Source organism: Fibrobacter sp. UWP2, assembly GCF_900141705.1.
Taxonomy (GTDB): domain Bacteria; phylum Fibrobacterota; class Fibrobacteria; order Fibrobacterales; family Fibrobacteraceae; genus Fibrobacter.
Map to the genome: position 1 here is coordinate 13450 of NZ_FQYM01000022.1, position 19470 is coordinate 32919.

General features: G+C 55.0%; 15 protein-coding genes. 11 read left to right on the forward strand and 4 right to left on the reverse strand.

What is annotated here, in order from left to right:
- The first annotated feature begins 6 nt into the window (after positions 1-6).
- The 8 genes from nuoL to BUB55_RS10380 all read left to right on the forward strand — a co-directional run bounded on the left by nuoL (position 7) and on the right by BUB55_RS10380 (position 11695).
- Positions 7-1953: an NADH-quinone oxidoreductase subunit L gene (nuoL, locus tag BUB55_RS10340; RefSeq protein WP_073190861.1), complete on the forward strand. Its 1947-nt coding sequence runs from the start codon at positions 7-9 to the stop codon at positions 1951-1953.
- Complete coding sequence (locus BUB55_RS10345; RefSeq protein ID WP_083596977.1) at positions 1953-3686, forward strand: complex I subunit 4 family protein; 1734 nt, start codon at positions 1953-1955, stop codon at positions 3684-3686. Before nuoL ends, BUB55_RS10345 begins: the two co-directional genes overlap by 1 nt.
- Positions 3679-5157 carry an NADH-quinone oxidoreductase subunit N gene (locus BUB55_RS10350; protein WP_073190864.1) on the forward strand — a complete coding sequence of 493 codons (1479 nt, stop codon included), beginning with the start codon at positions 3679-3681 and terminating at the stop codon, positions 5155-5157. The genes BUB55_RS10345 and BUB55_RS10350 overlap by 8 nt, the downstream gene beginning before the upstream one ends.
- A 34-nt stretch (positions 5158-5191) precedes the next feature.
- Positions 5192-5677, forward strand: coding sequence for a 2-C-methyl-D-erythritol 2,4-cyclodiphosphate synthase (gene ispF, locus BUB55_RS10355; RefSeq protein ID WP_073190866.1), 486 nt, complete (start codon positions 5192-5194; stop codon positions 5675-5677).
- Between the two features lie 202 nt (positions 5678-5879).
- Positions 5880-7589, forward strand: a complete 1710-nt coding sequence (locus BUB55_RS10360) for a Na/Pi cotransporter family protein (protein ID WP_369828164.1) — start codon at positions 5880-5882, stop codon at positions 7587-7589.
- Positions 7590-7944: 355 nt separating this feature from the next.
- Positions 7945-8628 carry a response regulator transcription factor gene (locus tag BUB55_RS10370; RefSeq protein ID WP_073190877.1) on the forward strand — a complete coding sequence of 228 codons (684 nt, stop codon included), beginning with the start codon at positions 7945-7947 and terminating at the stop codon, positions 8626-8628.
- A 29-nt stretch (positions 8629-8657) separates the two neighbouring features.
- Positions 8658-9992 carry a sensor histidine kinase gene (locus BUB55_RS10375; RefSeq protein ID WP_234971900.1) on the forward strand — a complete coding sequence of 445 codons (1335 nt, stop codon included), beginning with the start codon at positions 8658-8660 and terminating at the stop codon, positions 9990-9992.
- On the forward strand, positions 9989-11695 hold the full coding sequence (locus BUB55_RS10380; RefSeq protein WP_073190882.1) for a Na/Pi cotransporter family protein: 1707 nt from the start codon (positions 9989-9991) through the stop codon (positions 11693-11695). Before BUB55_RS10375 ends, BUB55_RS10380 begins: the two co-directional genes overlap by 4 nt.
- 291 nt (positions 11696-11986) lie before the next feature.
- Here BUB55_RS10380 and BUB55_RS10385 read toward each other — a convergent pair whose 3' ends face one another.
- Positions 11987-13381 carry a polysaccharide deacetylase family protein gene (locus tag BUB55_RS10385; protein WP_234971901.1) on the reverse strand — a complete coding sequence of 465 codons (1395 nt, stop codon included), beginning with the start codon at positions 13379-13381 and terminating at the stop codon, positions 11987-11989.
- Positions 13382-13527: 146 nt separating this feature from the next.
- Between BUB55_RS10385 and BUB55_RS10390 the strand changes: the two genes are divergently transcribed.
- Positions 13528-14658: an adenosylhomocysteinase gene (locus tag BUB55_RS10390; RefSeq protein ID WP_073190887.1), complete on the forward strand. Its 1131-nt coding sequence runs from the start codon at positions 13528-13530 to the stop codon at positions 14656-14658.
- Positions 14659-14671: 13 nt separating this feature from the next.
- Here the strand turns inward: BUB55_RS10390 and BUB55_RS10395 are convergent, their stop codons facing one another.
- Positions 14672-15562 (reverse strand): hypothetical protein, encoded by an 891-nt coding sequence (locus BUB55_RS10395; protein ID WP_073190890.1) that lies wholly within the window; start codon positions 15560-15562, stop codon positions 14672-14674.
- Between BUB55_RS10395 and BUB55_RS14020 the strand changes: the two genes are divergently transcribed.
- The gene (locus tag BUB55_RS14020) at positions 15543-15728 is read left to right on the forward strand and encodes a hypothetical protein (RefSeq protein ID WP_143153010.1); all 186 of its coding nucleotides are present in this window, start codon (positions 15543-15545) and stop codon (positions 15726-15728) included. The two genes, BUB55_RS10395 and BUB55_RS14020, sit on opposite strands and share 20 nt — an antisense overlap.
- Here BUB55_RS14020 and BUB55_RS10400 read toward each other — a convergent pair.
- Both BUB55_RS10400 and BUB55_RS10405 read right to left on the reverse strand, forming a co-directional pair.
- Positions 15683-16234 carry a hypothetical protein gene (locus BUB55_RS10400; RefSeq protein ID WP_073190892.1) on the reverse strand — a complete coding sequence of 184 codons (552 nt, stop codon included), beginning with the start codon at positions 16232-16234 and terminating at the stop codon, positions 15683-15685. The genes BUB55_RS14020 and BUB55_RS10400 overlap by 46 nt on opposite strands.
- 131 nt (positions 16235-16365) lie before the next feature.
- The gene (locus tag BUB55_RS10405; protein ID WP_073190895.1) at positions 16366-17799 is read right to left on the reverse strand and encodes an alanine/glycine:cation symporter family protein; all 1434 of its coding nucleotides are present in this window, start codon (positions 17797-17799) and stop codon (positions 16366-16368) included.
- Positions 17800-17988: 189 nt separating this feature from the next.
- On the opposite strand from BUB55_RS10405, the gene gltX reads away from it, so the two are divergent.
- Complete coding sequence (gltX, locus tag BUB55_RS10410; protein WP_073190941.1) at positions 17989-19452, forward strand: glutamate--tRNA ligase; 1464 nt, start codon at positions 17989-17991, stop codon at positions 19450-19452.
- The last annotated feature ends 18 nt before the right edge of the window (positions 19453-19470 follow it).

The window sequence follows — 19470 nt, forward strand, 5'->3', positions numbered from 1 at the left end:
TAAGCTATGACATATTTACCGCTTTGGCTCATTCCTCTGTTCCCGCTGGTGGCGACCCTCTTGCTGGGCGCTATCGCGGTGACTTCCGCTTCCAGCAAAAAGGGACCCGATGAGGGAATCGTTGGCGGTCTTGCCGTCATTTTCCCGGCGCTCTCATTTGCCGTAGTCGCGGTCCTCGCTTACTCCATGCCCGAGGCCGGCATTCGCGAAACGCTTTGCAACTGGATTGACATTCCCATGTTCAAGGCCGATTTCGGATTCCTGTTCGACGGTCTTTCACGCATCATGCTCCTCTTTGTGACGGGCATCGGCACCCTCATCACGCTGTACTCGATTGGTTACATGCATGGCGATCGCGGCTTTGCGCGTTTCTTTGCCTACATCAACCTCTTCCTCTTCAGCATGATTGTGCTCGTGCTCTCCGACAGCTTGCTCTTGACGTTCCTCGGTTGGGAAGGCGTGGGCCTTTGCTCTTACCTGCTCATCGGTTTCTGGAACAAGGACCTCAATAACTGCAAGGCGGCGAACAAGGCTTTCATTGTGAACCGCGTTGGCGATATTGGGTTCCTGCTCGGCATGCTCTGCCTCGTCACTATCGGTGGCGCCGGCATTTTGAATTACGATGCGCTGAACCAGTTTATCCAGATGATTGTTGCCGGGAACCATGTCGACATCGTGATTCCGGTACTCTCTCTGGCAGGCCTTCTCTTCTTTATCGGTTGTACGGGCAAGTCCGCCCAGATTCCGCTCCTCACTTGGCTTCCCGATGCCATGGCGGGTCCGACTCCGGTTTCGGCCCTTATCCATGCGGCGACGATGGTGACTAGCGGTGTCTACCTGTTGGCGCGCCTTGGCAATATGTTCGCGCTTTTGCCGCTGATCCTGAACATCATTACGGTCATCGGCATGTTCACGGCTCTCTGGGCCGCCATTGCAGGCCTCTTCCAGAATGACATCAAAAAGGTGCTCGCTTATTCGACCATCAGCCAGTTGGGCTACATGTTCATGGCGGCAGGCGTTTGCGCCTATGACGCCTCCATTTTCCATGTATTCACCCACGCCTTCTTCAAGGCGGCGCTCTTCCTTGGCGCCGGTGCCGTGATCCACGCGCTCGCCGGTGAACAGGACATGCGCAAGATGGGCGGCCTTATCAAGAAGACTCCGGTGACGGCTTGCGTCATGATTTTCGCGTTCCTCGCGATTATCGGCTTCCCGGGCTTTGCCGGCTTCTGGTCCAAGGACTTGATTTTGGAAAGGCTGTTCATGAACGGCTCTGCCGGTGTGGTGTTCTATACAGTCGGCCTCTTCACGGCTGTGATTACCGCAGTGTACATGAGCCGCCTGATGATCCTCACTTTCTTTGGCGAGTATCGCGGTTCCAAGGAGAGCGAGGAGCATATTCACGAGGCTCCGGCTTCGATGCTCATCCCGATGGTGGTGCTCGCGTTCGGTGCAATCTTTGCCGGTTACCTGTGGGCCGATTCCATGGGCATCAAGTTCTTTAGCGAGACGCTCGCCCCGGTGGTTGGCGCTGCCCAGGCCTACAACGCCCCGGCGCACGCCCATGTGAACCCGATGATCTTTGCCGGTCTTGGAACGCTTGCCGCTCTGGTCGGTATGTTCATTGCCTACAAGGTTTACGGCAAGGCCCGTGTTCCTGCCGCCAAGGGATCCTCTGCCCCCGAGGGCTACAAGGCCACTTGGACGTTCTTCTTCGATATCCTGCACAAGTATTGCGGCATCATTCCGGTGACCATATTGGCTTGGATTTGCGATGTCGTGGTCGACAAGATTTTGCAAGCTATCCAATGGACTGTCGGAGCTATTGCCACAATCGTGGGCGACGGCGCTACGGTTTTCCAGGTCCGCAAGGTTCGCCTGCAGGTGGCGTTTAGCATAGTAGGCGTCGCCGCACTTGTTCTAGTTGTACTTTTGACTGGAGGGATTGTCTAATGCTGTTGCATCTCCTTGTCATTGCCCCGTTTATTGCCGCCATCCTCATGGTGGCGACTTCCAAGGAAGACCCCAGTTCTTCTTCGCGTTTGGCGTTCTTGTTTGGCATTGGCTTTGTCGCCCTCTCGGTGATGCTTGTGGCCAACGGCAACATGGCGACCAACCCCGTGGAATGGTTCCGTATTCCCGGGACCAAGGGCCCGGTCTTCTATTACCTGTATAGCCATGGGCTGGGTGCTTGGATGGTGTTCCTGTCTTGCACCCTCTCACTTGTGGCGCTTGTTATTGCCCGCGCGACAACTTGCAAAAACTACCGCAACTTCGCCATTGGCATCTTTAGCCTGATGGGCGCCATGAACGGCACCTTCCTCGCTGCCGATGCCGTGCTGTTCTTCTTCTTCTTCGAAGCCATGGTGATTCCGGCCGCGGTGCTTATCGCTGGCTTTGGCGGCAAGGACCGTAGCAAGGCCGCGATGACCTTTGCTATTTACACGTTGGTGGGCTCCGCCCCGATGATGGTCGCCTTGTGGTACTTGCTCACGATTGCTGACAACTCTTTGTTGCTCTCCCTCGCGGTCGCTCTGCAGAGCCTCCCGGCCGATAGGCAAATGGTTATTCTCGCAAGCTTCTTGCTAGCCTTCCTTGTGAAGACTCCTATCTTCCCGTTCCACGGTTGGCAGGCAATCACCTATGCCGAGGCCCCGGCTCCGCTTTCGGCCATCCTCACGGGTGCCATGAGCAAGGCGGGTGTGTTTGGCTTTATCGCCTGGGTGCTCCCCATTTTCCCGCTCTCCATGAACGTGGTCACGGTCATGATGTGGCTGGGACTTGTGACGGCTGTTTACGGTGCCCTGATGGCGCTCCGTGCCACCGACGGCAAAAAGCTGTTGGCGTTTAGCTCCATGAGCCACTTGGGTCTTGCCGTGGCGGGTGTGTTCAGCCTTTCGGAGGCGATGCTCCCCGCGGTTCTCGTTCTCTTGGTCGCCCATGGAATTTCTGCCGGTGCGCAGTTCTTCTTGATGGGCGTTGCCGAGCGCATGACTGGCACTCGCGAACTCGACCAGCTTGGTGGTCTCGCCAGCAAGAATCCTGTGTTCAGCACCCTCTTTGGGGCTGCCGGTATTATGAGCCTTGCGGTTCCCGGTACGGCGGGCTTTGTCGGTGAATTCACGGTGCTCCTCTCCCTGTGGGATATGGGGCCGTTCCCGGCCTTGGTCATGGGCTTCAGCATGATTCTCTCGGCCGCCTACATGCTCCGCTTTATCCAGAAGGTCATCTTTGGCAAGCAGGCTCGCGAATACGAAGAAGGCAAGCGGATTTCTGGTTTGGAAGGCGCCTCCATTGGCGTCATGACCGCGCTCCTCTTGGTGTTCGGTTTCCATCCCGCCTTCATTACCAATTCCCTCCACTTGTTCGATGAACAGGCTGTTGAACAAATGGCTGACGTCAACAAGATGCTCGACGGCGATGCCGAAGATGCCGACGAGGAAGAAGCCGATGAACCGGTGCAGGCGATGACCGACGAGGAAATCGCCCGGCTCGATTCGACGCTCAAGGCGAACGGCTTTAGCGACGAGGAACGCAAGTCCCTCATTGCCCAGGTGACGGGCATGACGGACCAGCTGGCTGCCGCCGATTCCGCCGATGCGGCGAAGGCCGCCGGCTCCGCAGCCGCTACGGATTCTGCCAAAACAAATGTTGAAGCTCTGGACAAGGAGGCTTCCCATGACTAATTTCATTAACCTTTTGCCGATTGCCATCGTCGCCGTGGGCGCGCTTGTTTCGCTTGCCGCCGAACCGTTCATTAAGGACGAGAACAAGCACAAGATCCTCCCGTGGATTGCGGCGATTGCCATTGTATTTGGCATGGGCGGTTTTGCCTTTGTCAATACCGATACGCTCTACAACCTGTTTGCCATGGATCCCGTCCGCCGTCTGCTCGGTATCGCGGTGCTCCTCTGCGCATTCCTCGGTGTGGCCGGTACTCAGTGGACTTTAGGCCGCGAAAAGTTCAAGGGTGGCGAAGCCTACGGCCTCCTGCTCTTGGCGACTTGCGGCGCGCTGTTCATGACGCAGGCGATTGACTATGTTGCCTTGTTCCTCGGCATGGAACTGACTAGCTTCCCAGTGTACGCTCTTGTGGGTATCCGTCGTCACGAAGAAAACGCTGGCGAAGGCGTGTTCAAGTACTTTGTCTCGGGTGCGGTATTTAGCGCCTTGTACCTCTATGGTGTCGCCATGATTTATGGCGCTACCGGCAGTACGCATTTCTTTGCCTCGATTCTCGATGGCCGTGGCCCGATTTTTGCCGTGGGCATCTTGTTCGTGATCTTTGGCCTGCTCTTTAAGGCGGGCGCTGCTCCGTTCCACTTCTGGGTGGCCGACGTCTACACGGGCGCATCTGTCGCCGTGACGGGCTTTATGGCCGCCGTCGTGAAGGTGGGCGCCTTGGCGGCTCTCGGTTCTGTGTGGCTTGGCCTTTTGGTGACCAAGGCTGCGACCGCCCCTGCTTGGAATTTGGCGGAGCCGGTCACAATCGGTAGCCAGTCGCGTTCGCTTTACTTGGTGGTCTTGGTTGTCGCCATCCTCTCCATGGTCGTTGGCGCCTTTAGCGGCTTGGCTCAAAAGTCCATCCGCCGCATTATGGCGTTCTCTGCCGTGATGAACGCCGGCTTCATTGCAATCGGTTTCTTGCTCCCGAACTATGCCGGTAACGGTTCTGTGCAGCTCGGCCCCATGGTCTACTTCCTTGTGACCTACGCCGTGGCGAGTGCGGGTGCCCTCACGGGTATCGCTTACCTCTCTGGCAGGGAAGACAAGAAGGAAAATCTCGATGATATCCAGGGCGTAGGACGCCGCCGTCCGTTTGTTGCCTTGAGTGTTACGGTTTGCTTGGCAAGCCTTGCCGGCCTCCCGCCGGTGGCCGGGTTCCTCGCCAAGTTCACCTTGTTCACGGACGCCTTTAGTGCCGGCCTTGGCAAGCTCGCCGCCTTTGGCTTTGCGCTTTCCCTGGTGGCTGCGGTTTACTACCTCCGTGTAGCATACGCCCTGTTCGCTCCGCGCAAGTGCGACTGTGAAGAGGAAAAGTGCTGCTGCAAGGGGACGAACCCGTCTTACGGTTACCTGCTCAAGTTCGGCGTGGCTATTGCTGGCCTGGCACTCCTTTTGGTCGGAGTGATGCCGAGCCTTGCGCTGATAGTGTAAGGCTCGCCCCGGCTCACAAAGAAAAGGTACGAACATGGACAAGATTTATCGTTCGGGCATCGGTTTTGACGTTCACAAGTTGGTGGAAGGCCGCAAGTGCATTATTGGCGGGGTGGATATCCCGTACGAGAAGGGTCTCCTTGGACACAGCGACGCCGATGTGTTGCTCCATGCGATTAGTGACGCCCTTCTGGGAGCCGCGGGCCTCGGCGACATTGGTACGTATTTCCCGGATACCGACCCTGCGTTCAAGGGCGCCGACAGCCTGGAACTGTTGCGCAAGGTGGGCGAGGAAGTCCACAAGGCTGGCTTCGAAATAGTGAACATCGACAGCATCGTGATGTGCGAGCGCCCGAAGGTGAACCCGCACAAGGACGCCATGAAGGCGAACATCGCCCGCGTGCTGGGCCTGGATATCAGGCAGATTGGCATCAAGGGCACCACGACCGAAAAACTCGGGTTTACGGGCCGGGGCGAGGGCATTGCGAGCCAGGCCGTTGCCATGGTAAGAAGTCTGTAAGGAAAAAGGCTCGGGGTACGAGGCTCTCGTTGTCCCTAATTCAACGAGTTTGGTTTACCATTTTTTTTGGTGGTTAAATTTTACCTAATTTTTTCTATATTTTACGCCAGCTTTACAATCAACAATTCACCGCCATGAGCCCGAACTAGCTGAAAGGCAGCGACGATGATCCGGTAGTGGCGCTTCATAGGAAGGTCCTATAATTATGACTTGGATGGCGTTAAAAATGTTAGGGTGCCTAGCCCTGCTCATGTTCGGTATGAAGTCCATGAGCGAGGCTTTGCAAAAAATGGCCGGTCCGCAGCTCAGACATGTGCTCGGAACCATGACCACGAACCGTTTCACGGGGATGCTCACCGGCATGTTCGTTACAGCCTCAGTACAAAGTTCGACCGCCACCACGTTGATGACGGTCTCTTTTGTTAATGCGGGGCTCCTTACGCTCATGCAGGCCATCTCGATTATCCTCGGCGCCCACATCGGTACGACGGTAACGGCATGGATCATGAGCCTCGGGTTCTCGTTCAACATCGCGAACTTCGTCTACCCGGCGTTCTTCATCGGTATCATTCTCGTGTACCTGAACAAGAAGCGCGTGCTAGGCGAGTTCCTGTTCGGTGTCGGTTTCCTCTTCCTCGGTCTTACGACCCTCAAGGAAACTGGTTTCGCGGTAGTACAGGATCCGGGTGCGAGCGCTTCCATCAGTTCGTTCTTTGCCCGCTTCAGCGACCCGAACTTCTTCAACTCGCTGTTCTTCCTCGTGATGGGTACGGTGCTTACCCTGTGCGTGCAGTCTTCTGCCGCCATCATGGCCATCACGATGATCCTCTGCTCCACCGGCGTGCTCCATATTGACCAGGGCATCATGCTCGTGCTTGGCGAAAACATCGGTACGACGATTACCGCGAACATCGTGGCGCTTTCCGCCAATACGCAGGCTCGCCGCGCGGCCCTTGCTCACTTTACGATTAACGTGATAGGCGTTATCTGGGTAATCATCGTGCTCAAGTGGTTCCTCGCTGCCGTCTGTAACGTGGTTGGCTTCGACCTCTCCATCCACATGGGCGAACCGGGTTACGAAAAGAACCTTGCGAAGATTTCCGTGGTGCTCGCCACGTTCCACTCGGCGTTCAACGTCTCGAACACATTCATCCAGATTTGGTTCATCAAGTACATCGAAAAATTTGTTTGCAGGGTCATTAAGCCCAAGAAATCCGATGAAGAGGAAGATTCCCGCCTGCACTTCATTAGCTCAGGCCTGATGGGCACTCCGGAACTCTCGCTCCTTGAGGCCCGCAAGGAAATCAGCCTGTTTGCGACCCGCACTCGCAAGATGTTCAACTTCGTACCGAACCTGCTCGAAATGAAGGAAGAGAACGACTTCGTGAAGTTGTTCGCCCGCATCGAGAAGTACGAAGGCATCAGCGACAACATGGAAATAGAGATTGCGAAGTACCTGAACCAGGTGAGCGAAGGCCGCCTGAGCCCGGAGAGTAAGACGAACATCCAGTCGATGCTCAGGGAAATTTCTGAAATCGAAAGCATTGGCGATTCCTGTTACAACATGGCGCGCGCCATCAACCGCAAGTTCCGCAGCAAGGAAGATTTTACCGCGGAGCAGTACGAGCATATCAAGCATATCATGGGCCTGTGCGACAAGGCGCTCGAGCATATGATAGCTGTTCTCGACGATAGCCAGCAGGTGGATGCGAACCGTACGCTGAACCTGGAAAACGAGATTAACGACTACCGCAAGCTCCTCAAGGAGAAGAATGTCGACGATATCGAAAACCAGAAGTACAGCTACCAGATGGGCGTGCACTACATGGACGTGGTGAACGACTGCGAAAAGCTGGGCGACTACGTGGTGAATGTGGTAGAGGCTCACGCCAACAAGAAATTCTCTACATAAATTTGCCTATAAATGTCGCCATACGGCATCGCGCTCGCACTCGCTGTATTTTTATACAGCTTCGGTTCGCGCTCTTTGCTACTGAGACTCCGCGCTTTAGCGCGGGAAATGGGCTTTGCCCATTGTTCGTCGAAGGATGTCGTAATCATATCTTGTCGGAAACTTGTTTCCGTTTCAAGATATAGATTAGGACCTTGCTCGTTTCTAGGTGAATTTTGAAGATAGGCTTTTCTAGTCAAAGTCTGATTTGTAAAATCCATGTAAAGTATAAATAAAACCTTTGCGAAGTTTTTGTTTTAGACATTGCATTGACTGTATTGTGTTTTTATCTTGGTGATTGGATAATCCGCAAACTATGAATACAATCTACATTGTTGAAGACGATTCCGAAATCCGCGAGATGGAAGCCTACGCGCTTAAAAGTAGCGGTTTTGATGTGAACGCTTTCGACTGCGGGAAGGGCTTAGACGAGGCTGTCAAGACATGCGTGCCCGACCTGATTATTCTCGATATCATGTTGCCGGGAGAAGATGGCCTAAGTATTCTGAGGCGCCTCCGCGCACAGGACGCTACTAAGAGTGTCCCTGTCATCATGATTACTGCCAAGGGCTCTGAAATCGAAAAGGTCAAGGGTCTCGACGCGGGTGCGGACGATTACATTGCAAAGCCTTTCGGTATTCTGGAATTCATTTCGCGCGTCAAGGCACTGCTCCGCCGTGCGGGCACGCTGAAAGCCGATTCCGAGGAACAGACTTCGCTATCGCTCGGGGGTGTTTGCATCGATATGGGCAAGCGCATCGTTACCGCCGATGGCGGGAACGTGGAACTCACCTATAAGGAATACGAGCTCCTGAAACTTCTCATGTCTCAACCGGGGCTCGTCTATTCCAGGCAGCAGATTCTGGAAAAGATTTGGGGCATCGATTTCAAGATGGACACTCGAACGGTGGATATGCACATCAAGACCCTCCGACAAAAATTGGGTGAGCAAGGGTCCATCATTCAAACCGTCCGCAATGTAGGTTACAAGGCGCAATGAAGGACCGCATAAGATATAGCTTGATCTATATGGGGGTGATTGCAGCCCTGTGTGCGGTTTACTTTACAATGCAGGTTTTTGAAGGGGAAATGGCGGGCCAGCTCAAGAGCCAACTTCGCGAGAACTTGCGCCTGATAGAGACTGCGTATGTCGGGGAAGCCCTTGGCGACGAGCCTCAAAAGCTTTCAAAGTTTGCAAGCAAGGACCTTCGCATAACGCTCATCGATTCGAAGGGAGGAATCCTTTACGATAGCGATGCCGAAACGGTCAAGATGGAAAATCACAATGACCGCGAAGAGGTCATAGATGCCTTTGCGAAAGGGGCTGGCGAAGATCTCCGCTATTCCTCTACCTTGCAGGCAAAGGTGTTCTACTTTGCCAAGCGCCTGAATGATGGCAAGGTGCTGCGCCTCGGAATGCGCCAGGCGAACTTGCAGCAGGTATTTTCCAAGACGATTCCGTACCTTATTGTTTTGTTGGCGGCCATTGTCGCTGCGGCAATTCTCATTGCAATCGGGCTTAGCCGAGCCTTCATTAGTCCGCTACAAAAGCTAGTGGACCAGTTGGGAACTCCCGAGTGGATGAAAATCGAGAACGTCTACAAGGAAATCGCACCGCTTGTCAATACCATACGCAAGCAGGATCTTGAGCTGCAGTTGACCATCGAGCAGCTCTCGAACGAAAAGCAGAAGATAACGCACCTGAAGGACGAGTTTACGGCGAATGCTTCTCACGAGCTGAAGACGCCGTTGACCTCTATTTCGGGCTATGCGGAACTTATCGAGAACGACATGGCAAAACCTGAAGATGTCAAGATGTTTGCGGGCAAAATCCACAAGGAAGCGCTCCGCCTGCAGTCCATCGCGAACGACATCATCACGCTCTCGAAACTGGATGGGCAACAAGGCGAACTGTTTGACCTGAACGAAAAGGTCAACCTCTGGAACGTGGCGCACGGCTGCGTCGAGGACCTTAGCCTGAAGGCAAGCAAAAAATCCGTATCAGTCTCGCTGGATGGCGATAAGGCTGCGGAAATCCAGGGAAACTCGAAACTGCTTTACGAGATGGTCTTTAACCTAGTGGATAACTCCATTCGCTATACGGAGCAAGGCGGCAAGGTTGCCGTTATTGTTGAACCGGGCGCTATCGTGGTGAAGGATACCGGCATCGGCATTCCGGAAGAATGCCAGTCGCGTGTCTTTGAGCGCTTTTACCGCGTAGACAAGAGCCGTTCCAAGGAAACAGGTGGAACGGGGCTCGGGCTTGCTATCGTAAAGCACATAGCGGAAGTTCTCCACGCAACAATACAACTGAATTCGGCTGTCGGATTCGGTACTGAAATTAGGATTGGATTTAAAGTATGATTCTTGCAATTCTCAAAATGATCGGTTGCCTTGCGCTCCTCATGTTCGGCATGAAGACGATGAGCGAAGGCTTGCAGAAACTCACCGGCGGTCACCTCCGCGCAGTCCTTGGCACCATGACCAAGCACCGTATCGGAGGCCTCCTCACAGGTACGTTCGTTACGGCCTCGGTGCAATCTTCTACCGCCACGACCGTCCTTACCGTAAGCTTCGTTAACGCTGGCCTGCTCACATTGAGTCAGGCCATTCCTGTTATTATGGGCGCGAACATCGGTACCACTGCCACGGCGTGGATCATGTCGATATTCGGGTTCCAGTTCAACATGAGCTCGGTGGTGTGGCCGTTCTTCGCACTCGGCATCATCCTTTCTTACACCAAGAAGAACTCGACCAAGAGTATCGGCGAATTCGTGTTCGGTTTCGCGTTCATGTTCCTCGGCCTTACTACGCTGCGCGAAAATGCAGTGGCGATGGACTTGGCCCACAACCAGGCCGTAATCAACTTCTTCTCGACGACCGGCGGCTGGGGCATCTTCAGCACGCTCCTCTTCTTGTTGCTGGGCAGCATCCTTACCATGTGCGTGCAGTCGTCTGCCGCCATCATGGCGATTACGCTCTTGCTCTGCAGTAGCGGCGTGCTCCCGATTTACCAGGGCATTGCGCTCGTGATGGGCGAAAACATCGGTACCACGGTGACGTCGAACCTTGCGGCCCTTTCGGCAAGTACGCAGGCGAGGCGCGCGGCCTTGGCCCACATGTTGTTTAACGTGTTCGGCGTGGTGTGGGTGTTGATTGTGTTCCGCCCGTTCGTGAACATGGTGTGCAGCATTGTAGGGTTCGACCCGAATTTCGTACCGCATTCCGAAGAAGAAGTTGCCCAGGCGAGCGTTCGTGTGACCTACGCGCTATCTGCCTTCCATACGGCGTTCAACCTCTGCAACGTGCTTATCCTCATCTGGTTCATCAAGCCGATGGAAAAAATCATCTGCAAGATTATCCGCGAAAAAGAAGATGGCGAAGATTTCAAGGTCAAGTTTATCAGCGCGGGCCTCATGAGTACCGCAGAACTTTCGCTTTTTGAAGCCCGCAAGGAAATTAACTTGTTTGCGGCCCGCACGCAAAAAATGTTCCGCATGGTGCCCGAACTGCTCGAGATGAAGGACGAAAACGAATTCGTCAAGCTGTTTGCCCGCATCGAGAAGTACGAAGGCATCAGCGACAATATGGAAATCGAGATTGCGAACTACCTTAACAAGGTTTCGGAAGGCCGCCTGAGTCCCGAAAGTAAGACGAACATCCAGTCGATGCTCAGGGAAATTTCTGAAATCGAAAGCATCGGCGACTCCTGCTACAACATGGCCCGTGCCATCAACCGCAAGTTCCGCAGCAAGGAAGACTTTACGGAGAACCAGTACGGCCATATCAAGCATATCATGCAACTTTGCGACAATGCGCTCACGAACATGGTTGATGTCATTAGCGATTATGCATCGGCCGATGCGAACCGCACGCTGAACCTGGAGAACGAAATCAACGACTACCGCAAGCTCCTCAAGGAGAAGAACGTCACCGATATCGAGAACCAGGAATACAGCTACCAGATGGGCGTGCACTACATGGACGTGGTGAACGACTGCGAAAAGCTGGGCGACTACGTGGTGAACGTGGTGGAGGCGCATACCAACAAGAAATTCTCCACCTAGTCTAATTCGCCTATAAGCTTCGCGATACTGCATCACGCTCGCACTCGCCGTACTATTTGTACGGCTTCGGTTCGCGTTCTTTGTCTGGCTCGCTTCTAGGCGAATTATTGATATAGCTTTATAAGCTTCGCGATACTGCATCACGCTCGCACTCGCCGTACTATTTGTACGGCTTCGGTTCGCGTTCTTTGTTACTGAGACTCCGCGCTTTTAGCGCGGGCAGTCTCGCCTAGGAAAATGCAAAAAAAAACGGCGCTCTGAAGAGCGTCGTTTTTTTTGATTTGTGTGGATTTAGAGAGAAACCTTGAACGTCTTGTTGCCGACTTTCACGAGGTACTTGCCCTTCGCGCCAGAGAACACCTTCTGTACCATGCCGAGCCCGCGTGTGGTGCGGATAACCTGACCCATGTGGTTGTATACCGTAATCGGCATGCCCTTTGCGCCGGAAACTTCGATGTAGTTGTCTGCGGTCCTGTAGACGGCAACCGCGGAGAAGTCCACAGTTTCAGCCGTGAGTGCGGTGGTCGAAGAAGATTGCGGACCCCACGGATTCGGACCCCACGGATTGGTTGCAGACGAGGAAGATTGTCCCCACGGATTGTTGCGGGATGATGAGGATACCGGCGTGTTGCTGCTGGAAGTCTGCGGAATTTCTACGCTGCTAGAGGATTCTGGAATGGGACCCGAGCCGCCTTCGCCCGCGATGACGATGTCGCCTTCGTTCGGCACGGCGTCGAAGTACACGTAGCCGCCGTCAATCTTGGATTCAAGCTTGGCGCCCGCCTGCGTCACGTTGGCCGTGGAGCCGCTGTACTTGACGCGCAGGGAGAGCGGGTAGTCGTAGTCGGAAATGTTGTCCTTGATGTTGTGGGTCAGCTTGACCGTGATGTTGCCGCCGCTCGTAGAAGCTTCTGCCTTGGAGGCATTGCGTTCCTTGATGTACATGGCGACAAATCCCATCGGAGCGACCCAGATGTCCTTGTCGTTCTGCTGGGCCCACTTGAGGGCACCATCGATGGCGTTGATATCCGTCGGCGAGTAGTTGGCGTTGCCGTTTTGCTTGCCCTGGAAACCATGGGTGAGGAATGCTGCCCAGCCGTTGCTCTGGATGACTTTCTGCATTCTGCCGGTAAAGTCGTTCGTGGTCTTGAGCTGGCCTTCGTCACCGGTCATGGTGGCGGGGGTTTGAGCCCAGTTGGAGGGGCCGTCCTTGCCCATTTCATCATTCATGCCCTTCCAGCTGCCGTTGCAGATACGGCCTACGATGTAGTTCTGCTTGACTGCGCTTTCGTTAGGAACGTTGCAGTTCGGATAGGCGACCGTGATGATACCGTATTTCTGCTTGATTCTGCCCCCGATATTTGTCTTGGAAGAGGCTTCCTCGCCGCTCATGTTATTGCCGTGGCTATTGCTGTGGCTTGCGATTTCGTGCCCCTCATTGGCAAGTCCCTGGAAACCGTTCCAGTCGGGGTTCCAGTTGTAAACCACGTTGAAGGTTGCCTTGTAGCCGTACTTCTTGAACATCGGACCTGCGTCGCTCACGTGGCTCGGCGCGCCATCGTCAAACGTAAAGGAAGCTGCGCCCTTGCGGAAGCCTGCCCAAGTACCGATTTCGGCCGTCTGGGCGTAGACCATGCCGCAACCAAACGAAAAGGCGAGAAGAGAAGAGAGAATTTTTTTGTCCATAATCATACCCTTTTGTATCTATGTTAAAAATAGATTCGGGAACCATGTTTTCCCCTTTTTGGGGGGAGTTTTCGTTGTATAGGTTTGCAACGCAAAAATGCCTTTTTTGAGCAGAATAGCGCAAAAATTCTAGCTATATTAGTGAAATGCTGTTCGACGAGATTGTAAATTCTGCATATACACACCGCGAATACCCCGCCTTGGACTCCCTTTCGGCGGAGTGGAGGCAGTCGCGCCCCTTCGAGGGCCTCCGCGTGCTGGTGGCGACCCCCATCTTCAGAAACACCCTGCTTGAGTATCGCGCCTTGCTTGCGGGCGGTGCAGGACTTGTCGCCGGTCGTGCTGGGGGGGAGGGCGGTACGTCCATGCCCTGCGATGCAAAGATCGTCGACCTGCTCCGTGAAAGCGGCATCCCCTTGCTTACCCCCGCCGAGGTCCTGGCGGGCGAATCCGAAGGCGCCTTTTTTGACCTGATCCTGGACTGCGCCGGGCAATTCTCGGCGTGCCACCCGCGTCACGGCTTTGTGGAACTGACCCGCAGCGGCGTCCAGTTTTTTGAAAAATCCTCGCTGCCTGTTTACGTGGCCGATAGCGGAATCGTTAAGCGTATTGAAACGTGCCTTGGCACGGGCGAGGGCTACTTTAGGGCGTTGGAGCAGCTTGGCTTTGCGGAGGGGGCGTCGGAGGGGGGTACGCCCCCGGCAACAAGGCTACTTGTTTTTGGAAGCGGCAAGGTGGGGTCGGGAATCGCTTTGCAGGGCGTACGTCGCGGGTGCGCGGTGACCGTCGCGACCGATACGCAAAGGGCTGGCGGCGCGAACGATTTTTCGCAGGTGCTTTCGCAGAACGGGGTTGCCGTCCTAGATTTTCGCGACTACGCCGCCGTTTCCAGTGCGATTGCGGAGTCCCGCCTCGTGGTGACGGCGACAGGCGTGAAGGGAGCGCTTGACCACCCGCAAATCGTGGAGGCCTTGCTCGCCTCGGATGCAGTGCTTGCCAACATGGGCGTGGAAGACGAATATGGGCCGGGTGTTCCGGCAGCCCGCGTGCTCGCCGAAAAGAAACCGCTGAACTTTATCTTGGAAGAACCGACGCACCTCAAGTACATCGATGCATCGCTCGCGCTGCATGTCGCGCTTGGCGAACTGCTGGTGCGCGGTACACAAAAAGAAACGGGCCCCATGGACCCGCCAAGTGAATTGGAACAAAAGATAATCATGGTCACCATCAACCAGGGCGCCATTGGCGACGAACTCTGCGGGATGATGGGACTATAGATTTTTCAATTCCCTAGTCGCCGGTAAATACCGGGCGGACTGCGAAACCGTATCTAATCGCCCCGCCATTAGTATTAAAGTTTGATGGTACAAAAGAATTTCCGGCTCTATCAAGCCTATAGCCATGAGAATTGTTGACAAAGCCTGTTTCGTTATAGTAGCCCGCTTTAGGGAGGGCGATTTCGGTCTTGTGGATAGGGTCGATATGGTTATAGCAAACGGTGTGGTGGTCGATAATCGTCTCTGTAGTGGCTCCTCCAAAGTATCGGTAGCGGTATAAGTACCATATTTCGTCATATCTCGGTAATCTCCATTTCCCGCCCAGCTTGGCCCGGGCGATGTCGTAGGCATCGTTGCCAGCTATATCGCTACTATTGATTATCTCCTCCAAGTAGAAGTATCCGCTTGTGTCCCCATGGACGAACAGGTCCAAGGTGTCGGCTTCGATATCGTAGTACATCTCGTTGTGGTACTTGACGCGTGCTCCCTTCGAAATTATTCCGGGGGACGCAGGGACTACGCCTTCGTAGTTGCCTTCGCCTTTCTTGATCAAAAGCAGGTTGGCCTTGGCAAAATAGATTGGTTTTACGCTGACAATGCTATTGTCGCTATCGTAAGTGGTGTCGTTTGCGCCAATGTAAACGCCTTCGATTCCCTTTTCGGTGGCGGTCAGTGGATAGAGTGTATTTTTCAGGCAAACTTTCTGCAAGGTGTCATAGGCGGTACCGCCGCATTCCACCTTGATAGTTCCCCCGTCACAGGTTGCGACTTCCGGGTCGTATTCAGCTTCGCCGCATAGCTTGTAGACGGCATAGTTTCCACTCAGTCGACTCCTGAAGCAGAAGGCGGTATCGGTTGTGTATTTTTTTGAATTGCAAGTTAGGGTGTCTAGTGGAGGAACCATCAATACCGAGGAAGAATGGGTTTCTTCAGAACTGGATGAAGATGATTCTTCATTGACGGAAGAACTTTCCGGTTTTGCGGAAGACGAGGAATTTCCCGGTTTTACGGATGAGGAAGAATCCTACGACTTTACGGAAGAAGAACTCTTTTCAGAGGATTCCTTTTGACTTGACGAGGATGTGTTTTCATTACCACTCGAGACGTTTTCATCTTTGCTGGCTGAAGATCCGTTTTCCGTGCCACTCGAGACGTTTTCATCTTTGCTGGCTGAAGATCCGTTTTCCGTGCCGCTTGAAACTTTTTCTTCTTTGGTGGAAGATGAACTTTCGTCCTTGTCGGTCGTGGCGGACCATACGACACGCGTGGAATCCCCGCAGGTAATTCTCACCCCGGCGTTCCCGGACGTGTTGACGGTGTCCTTCACGTGGCAGGTCCCCTGTTCGGTCTCCTCGTCGTGGATGGTGTCGATGGAATCCCCGTTGCAGATAATGTCGAAGCCTTCTGCGGATTCCTTGACGGTGCAACCGGAATCGACCTGAGCCGTATCTTTTGGGGGAGTGATTTCGGCGGTGCTGGGCGAGTCGTTTTTCGACGCGCTTGTGGAGGAATCGTCACCGCAGGCGACGAAAAAGAACAGGGCGCAGGTTCCGGCCAAGAGAGCGAATTTCTTCATAGGGCGGTCTCCTTAGAGGATTATTCGTTGTAAAAATAAATCAACAAGGGGCGATAGTCAAGAAAAAAAACAGCCGAAAACAAAAAAAGGGGGGATGCCCCCCCCCTTGTACTGCGGCTTCTAGCCTTAGGCTAGTTCCTCTCCTTCTCGAGCTTCACGAAGAACTTCTTCGTCTCGCGGGCGACAATGCCGGAAAGTAGAATCAGAGCAACGAGGTTCGGGAAGGCCATGAGCCCGTTGAAGATGTCGGCGCTGGTCCACACGGCGCTCACCGTGAGGTAGGGGCCCACGAACACGGCGGCGATGTAAAGCCAGCGGTAAGCGAGGATGGCGCCTTTTTTGCCGCGGCCCACGAGGTATTCGAGGCAGCGTTCCGAGTAGTAGGCCCAGCCGAGGATGGTCGTGAATGCAAAGAACACGAGCGCGATGGTGAGCACGAACGGGGCGATGGTCGCACCCGCCGGGAAAATGGAGAGTCCGCGGGTGAAGGCTTCGAGCGTGATGTTCACTCCCTGGAGGCCGAGTTCCGGGCTCCAGGCGCCCGTCACCACGATGGCGATGCCCGTCATGGAGCAGATGACGATGGTGTCGATGAAGGTTCCCGTCATGCATACGAGTCCCTGGCGTACCGGTTCCTTGGTGCGGGCGGCGGCAGCGGCAATGGGGGCGGAACCGAGGCCCGCCTCGTTGCTGAAAATGCCACGGGCGATGCCCTTTTGCATGGCGATAAAGATGGTGCCCACCACGCCGCCGGTCACGGCGCTCGGGTTAAACGCGGCGCGGATGATGGTCTCGATGGCGGTAGTCACCTGCGAGAGGTTGAGGCCGATGATGAGCAGGCAGAAGATGATGTAGAAAATCGCCATAAAGGGCACGATGAGCGTGGAGACCTTCGCGATGCGTTTGAGTCCGCCGATGATGACGGCTGCCGCAAAGAGCGTAACCAAGAGGCCCGCAAGCGCGGTGGAGTACGAGATGGAGTTGCCGCTGATGTTCACGAATTCGGAGGTGGGGATGACGGTCGCGACGGCCGAGGCGATACCGTTCACCTGCGTGATGGTGCCGATGCCGAGCAGGCCCGCGAGGACGCCGAACACGGCGAACATCACGGCGAGCCACTTGAAGTTCAGCCCAAAGCGCTCCTTGATGCCGGTCTCGATGTAGTAGAAGGGGCCGCCCAGGATTTTGCCGTCGGTATCGACCTTGCGGTACTTGACGGCGAGAAGCCCTTCGGCGTACTTGGTCGCCATGCCGAGAAAAGCGGCGACTTCCATCCAAAAGAGGGCTCCCGGTCCACCGGTACCGATGGCGGTCGCGACACCCACGATGTTGCCGGTGCCGACGGTCGCCGCGAGCGCCGTGCAGAGGGCGGCAAAGCTGGAGACTTCGCCCTCGCCATCCTTCTCGTTGCGGATAACATACCGCAAGGCGTTCTTGAGGTTGGTGATTTGCAGTACGCCGAGGCGCATGGTGAGCAGGAGGCCCACGAACAAGATGACGGCGATGAGCGGGATGCCCCACACGAATCCGTCCACGGTATCGAGAAATGCGTTCAATGCTTCCATTGACTCGTATCCTTGTTAAAAAGTGGTCTGTAACTCTTTGATGCTCAAAAAGATAGCAAAGATTCGGTGGTTTGCGGCTTTGGTGATGGCAAAAGTCGGAAAATCGGTCGTATCGCCCTGAGGGCGGGTCTTTTTTTTGCTTTTTTGCTAAATTTGTGACGAAATTTGACCATTTTCAAAGAGGATATCATGTCTGAATCTCGTCCTGTCCGTGTCCGTTTTGCCCCCAGCCCCACGGGCTACCTGCATGTGGGCGGCGCCCGTACCGCCATTTACAACTACTTTTTTGCCAAGGCCACGGGTGGCACGTTCTACCTGCGTATCGAGGACACCGACCGCAAGCGTTACAACGAAGCCGCCCTGCACGACCTGATGCGCGACCTCAAGTGGATGGGCCTCCAGTGGGACGAGGGCCCGGGTTGCGAAGGCGATTGCGGCCCGTACTTCCAGAGCGAGCGCCTGGACATTTACCACAGGGAAATCAAGAAGCTCTTGGATTCCGGCGACGCCTACTACTGTTTTTGTACCGAGGAGCGCCTGCAGGAAGTCCGTGCCGAGCAGGAAAAGAGCCATGTGCCCGTGACGGGTTATGACCGCCATTGCCGTAACATTAGTCGCGAAGAGGCTGAGGCGCGCATCGCCGCCGGCGAAAAGTACGTCATCCGCCTCAAGGTCCCCGAGACGGGCGTCACGGAGTTCGACGACATGATCCGCGGCCACATTGAGTACCAGAACGAACTTCTGGACGACCTGGTGCTTATCAAGCGCGACGGTTACCCGACGTACCACTTTGCAAGTGTCGTCGACGACCACCTGATGGGTACGACCCACGTGCTGCGCGGCGATGAATGGATCAGCTCCACGCCCAAGCATATGCTTTTGTACAAGGCGTTTGGCTGGGAACCGCCCGTATGGTGCCACCTTCCGGTGATTCTCGACAAGAACGGCGGCAAGCTTAGCAAGCGCAAGGGCGCCGCATCCGTAGGCGAATTCCGCGACCTCGGCTACCTGCCCGAAACGCTCATGAACTACCTCGCGCTCCTCGGCTGGAACCCAGGTGACGATCGCGAGGTCATGACCGTGAATGAGATGATCGACTGCTTTACGCTGGAACGCATCAACCCGAAGTCCGCCATGTTCGACGAAAAGAAGTTGCAGTGGATGAACGGCCAGCACATTCACCTGTGCGACGACGCCTTCCTCAAGGGAATCATGAAGGAAGGCTTGGCTGCGAAGGGTATTGACCTCTCGAAGGAGCCGGAAGAACGCCTCGACGAGATCGTGAAGCAGCTCAAGCCGCGCGCCCATTTTGTGCAGGACCTGGCCGACATGGCGGTGTACTTCTTTGTCGCGCCGACGACTTACGACGAGAAGGGCGCAAAGAAGCACTTTGGCGAAGGATCCAAGGAACTGGCGACCCTCGTGCGCGACATGCTCGCTTCCATTGACGACTTCAAGACGCCGGTCATCGAAAAGGGTTTTTACGATCTTGCTGAACGCTGCGGCCACAAGGTGGGCGAACTGGTGGGCGCCCCGCGCCTGGCTGTCTCCGGCGTTACCGCAGGCCCCGGCCTTTGGGAAATGTTCGAGATCATCGGCAAACAAGAGGTTTTGCGCCGCATCGACGTGGCGCTCCCGCTCATGAAGGAATAGTTTAAAGCTCTAAGTTAT

Excerpts from the sequence above, each read along its gene's own strand:
- nuoL (WP_073190861.1), top strand. The coding sequence starts at position 7 with ATGACATATTTACCGCTTTGGCTCATTCCTCTGTTCCCGCTGGTGGCG.
- BUB55_RS10345 (WP_083596977.1), top strand. The coding sequence starts at position 1,953 with ATGCTGTTGCATCTCCTTGTCATTGCCCCGTTTATTGCCGCCATCCTC.
- BUB55_RS10350 (WP_073190864.1), top strand. The coding sequence starts at position 3,679 with ATGACTAATTTCATTAACCTTTTGCCGATTGCCATCGTCGCCGTGGGC.
- ispF (WP_073190866.1), top strand. The coding sequence starts at position 5,192 with ATGGACAAGATTTATCGTTCGGGCATCGGTTTTGACGTTCACAAGTTG.
- BUB55_RS10370 (WP_073190877.1), top strand. The coding sequence starts at position 7,945 with ATGAATACAATCTACATTGTTGAAGACGATTCCGAAATCCGCGAGATG.
- BUB55_RS10375 (WP_234971900.1), top strand. The coding sequence starts at position 8,658 with ATGGGGGTGATTGCAGCCCTGTGTGCGGTTTACTTTACAATGCAGGTT.
- BUB55_RS10380 (WP_073190882.1), top strand. The coding sequence starts at position 9,989 with ATGATTCTTGCAATTCTCAAAATGATCGGTTGCCTTGCGCTCCTCATG.
- BUB55_RS10385 (WP_234971901.1), bottom strand. The coding sequence starts at position 13,381 with ATGGACAAAAAAATTCTCTCTTCTCTTCTCGCCTTTTCGTTTGGTTGC.
- BUB55_RS10390 (WP_073190887.1), top strand. The coding sequence starts at position 13,528 with ATGCTGTTCGACGAGATTGTAAATTCTGCATATACACACCGCGAATAC.
- BUB55_RS10395 (WP_073190890.1), bottom strand. The coding sequence starts at position 15,562 with ATGGTTCCTCCACTAGACACCCTAACTTGCAATTCAAAAAAATACACA.
- BUB55_RS10400 (WP_073190892.1), bottom strand. The coding sequence starts at position 16,234 with ATGAAGAAATTCGCTCTCTTGGCCGGAACCTGCGCCCTGTTCTTTTTC.
- BUB55_RS10405 (WP_073190895.1), bottom strand. The coding sequence starts at position 17,799 with ATGGAAGCATTGAACGCATTTCTCGATACCGTGGACGGATTCGTGTGG.
- gltX (WP_073190941.1), top strand. The coding sequence starts at position 17,989 with ATGTCTGAATCTCGTCCTGTCCGTGTCCGTTTTGCCCCCAGCCCCACG.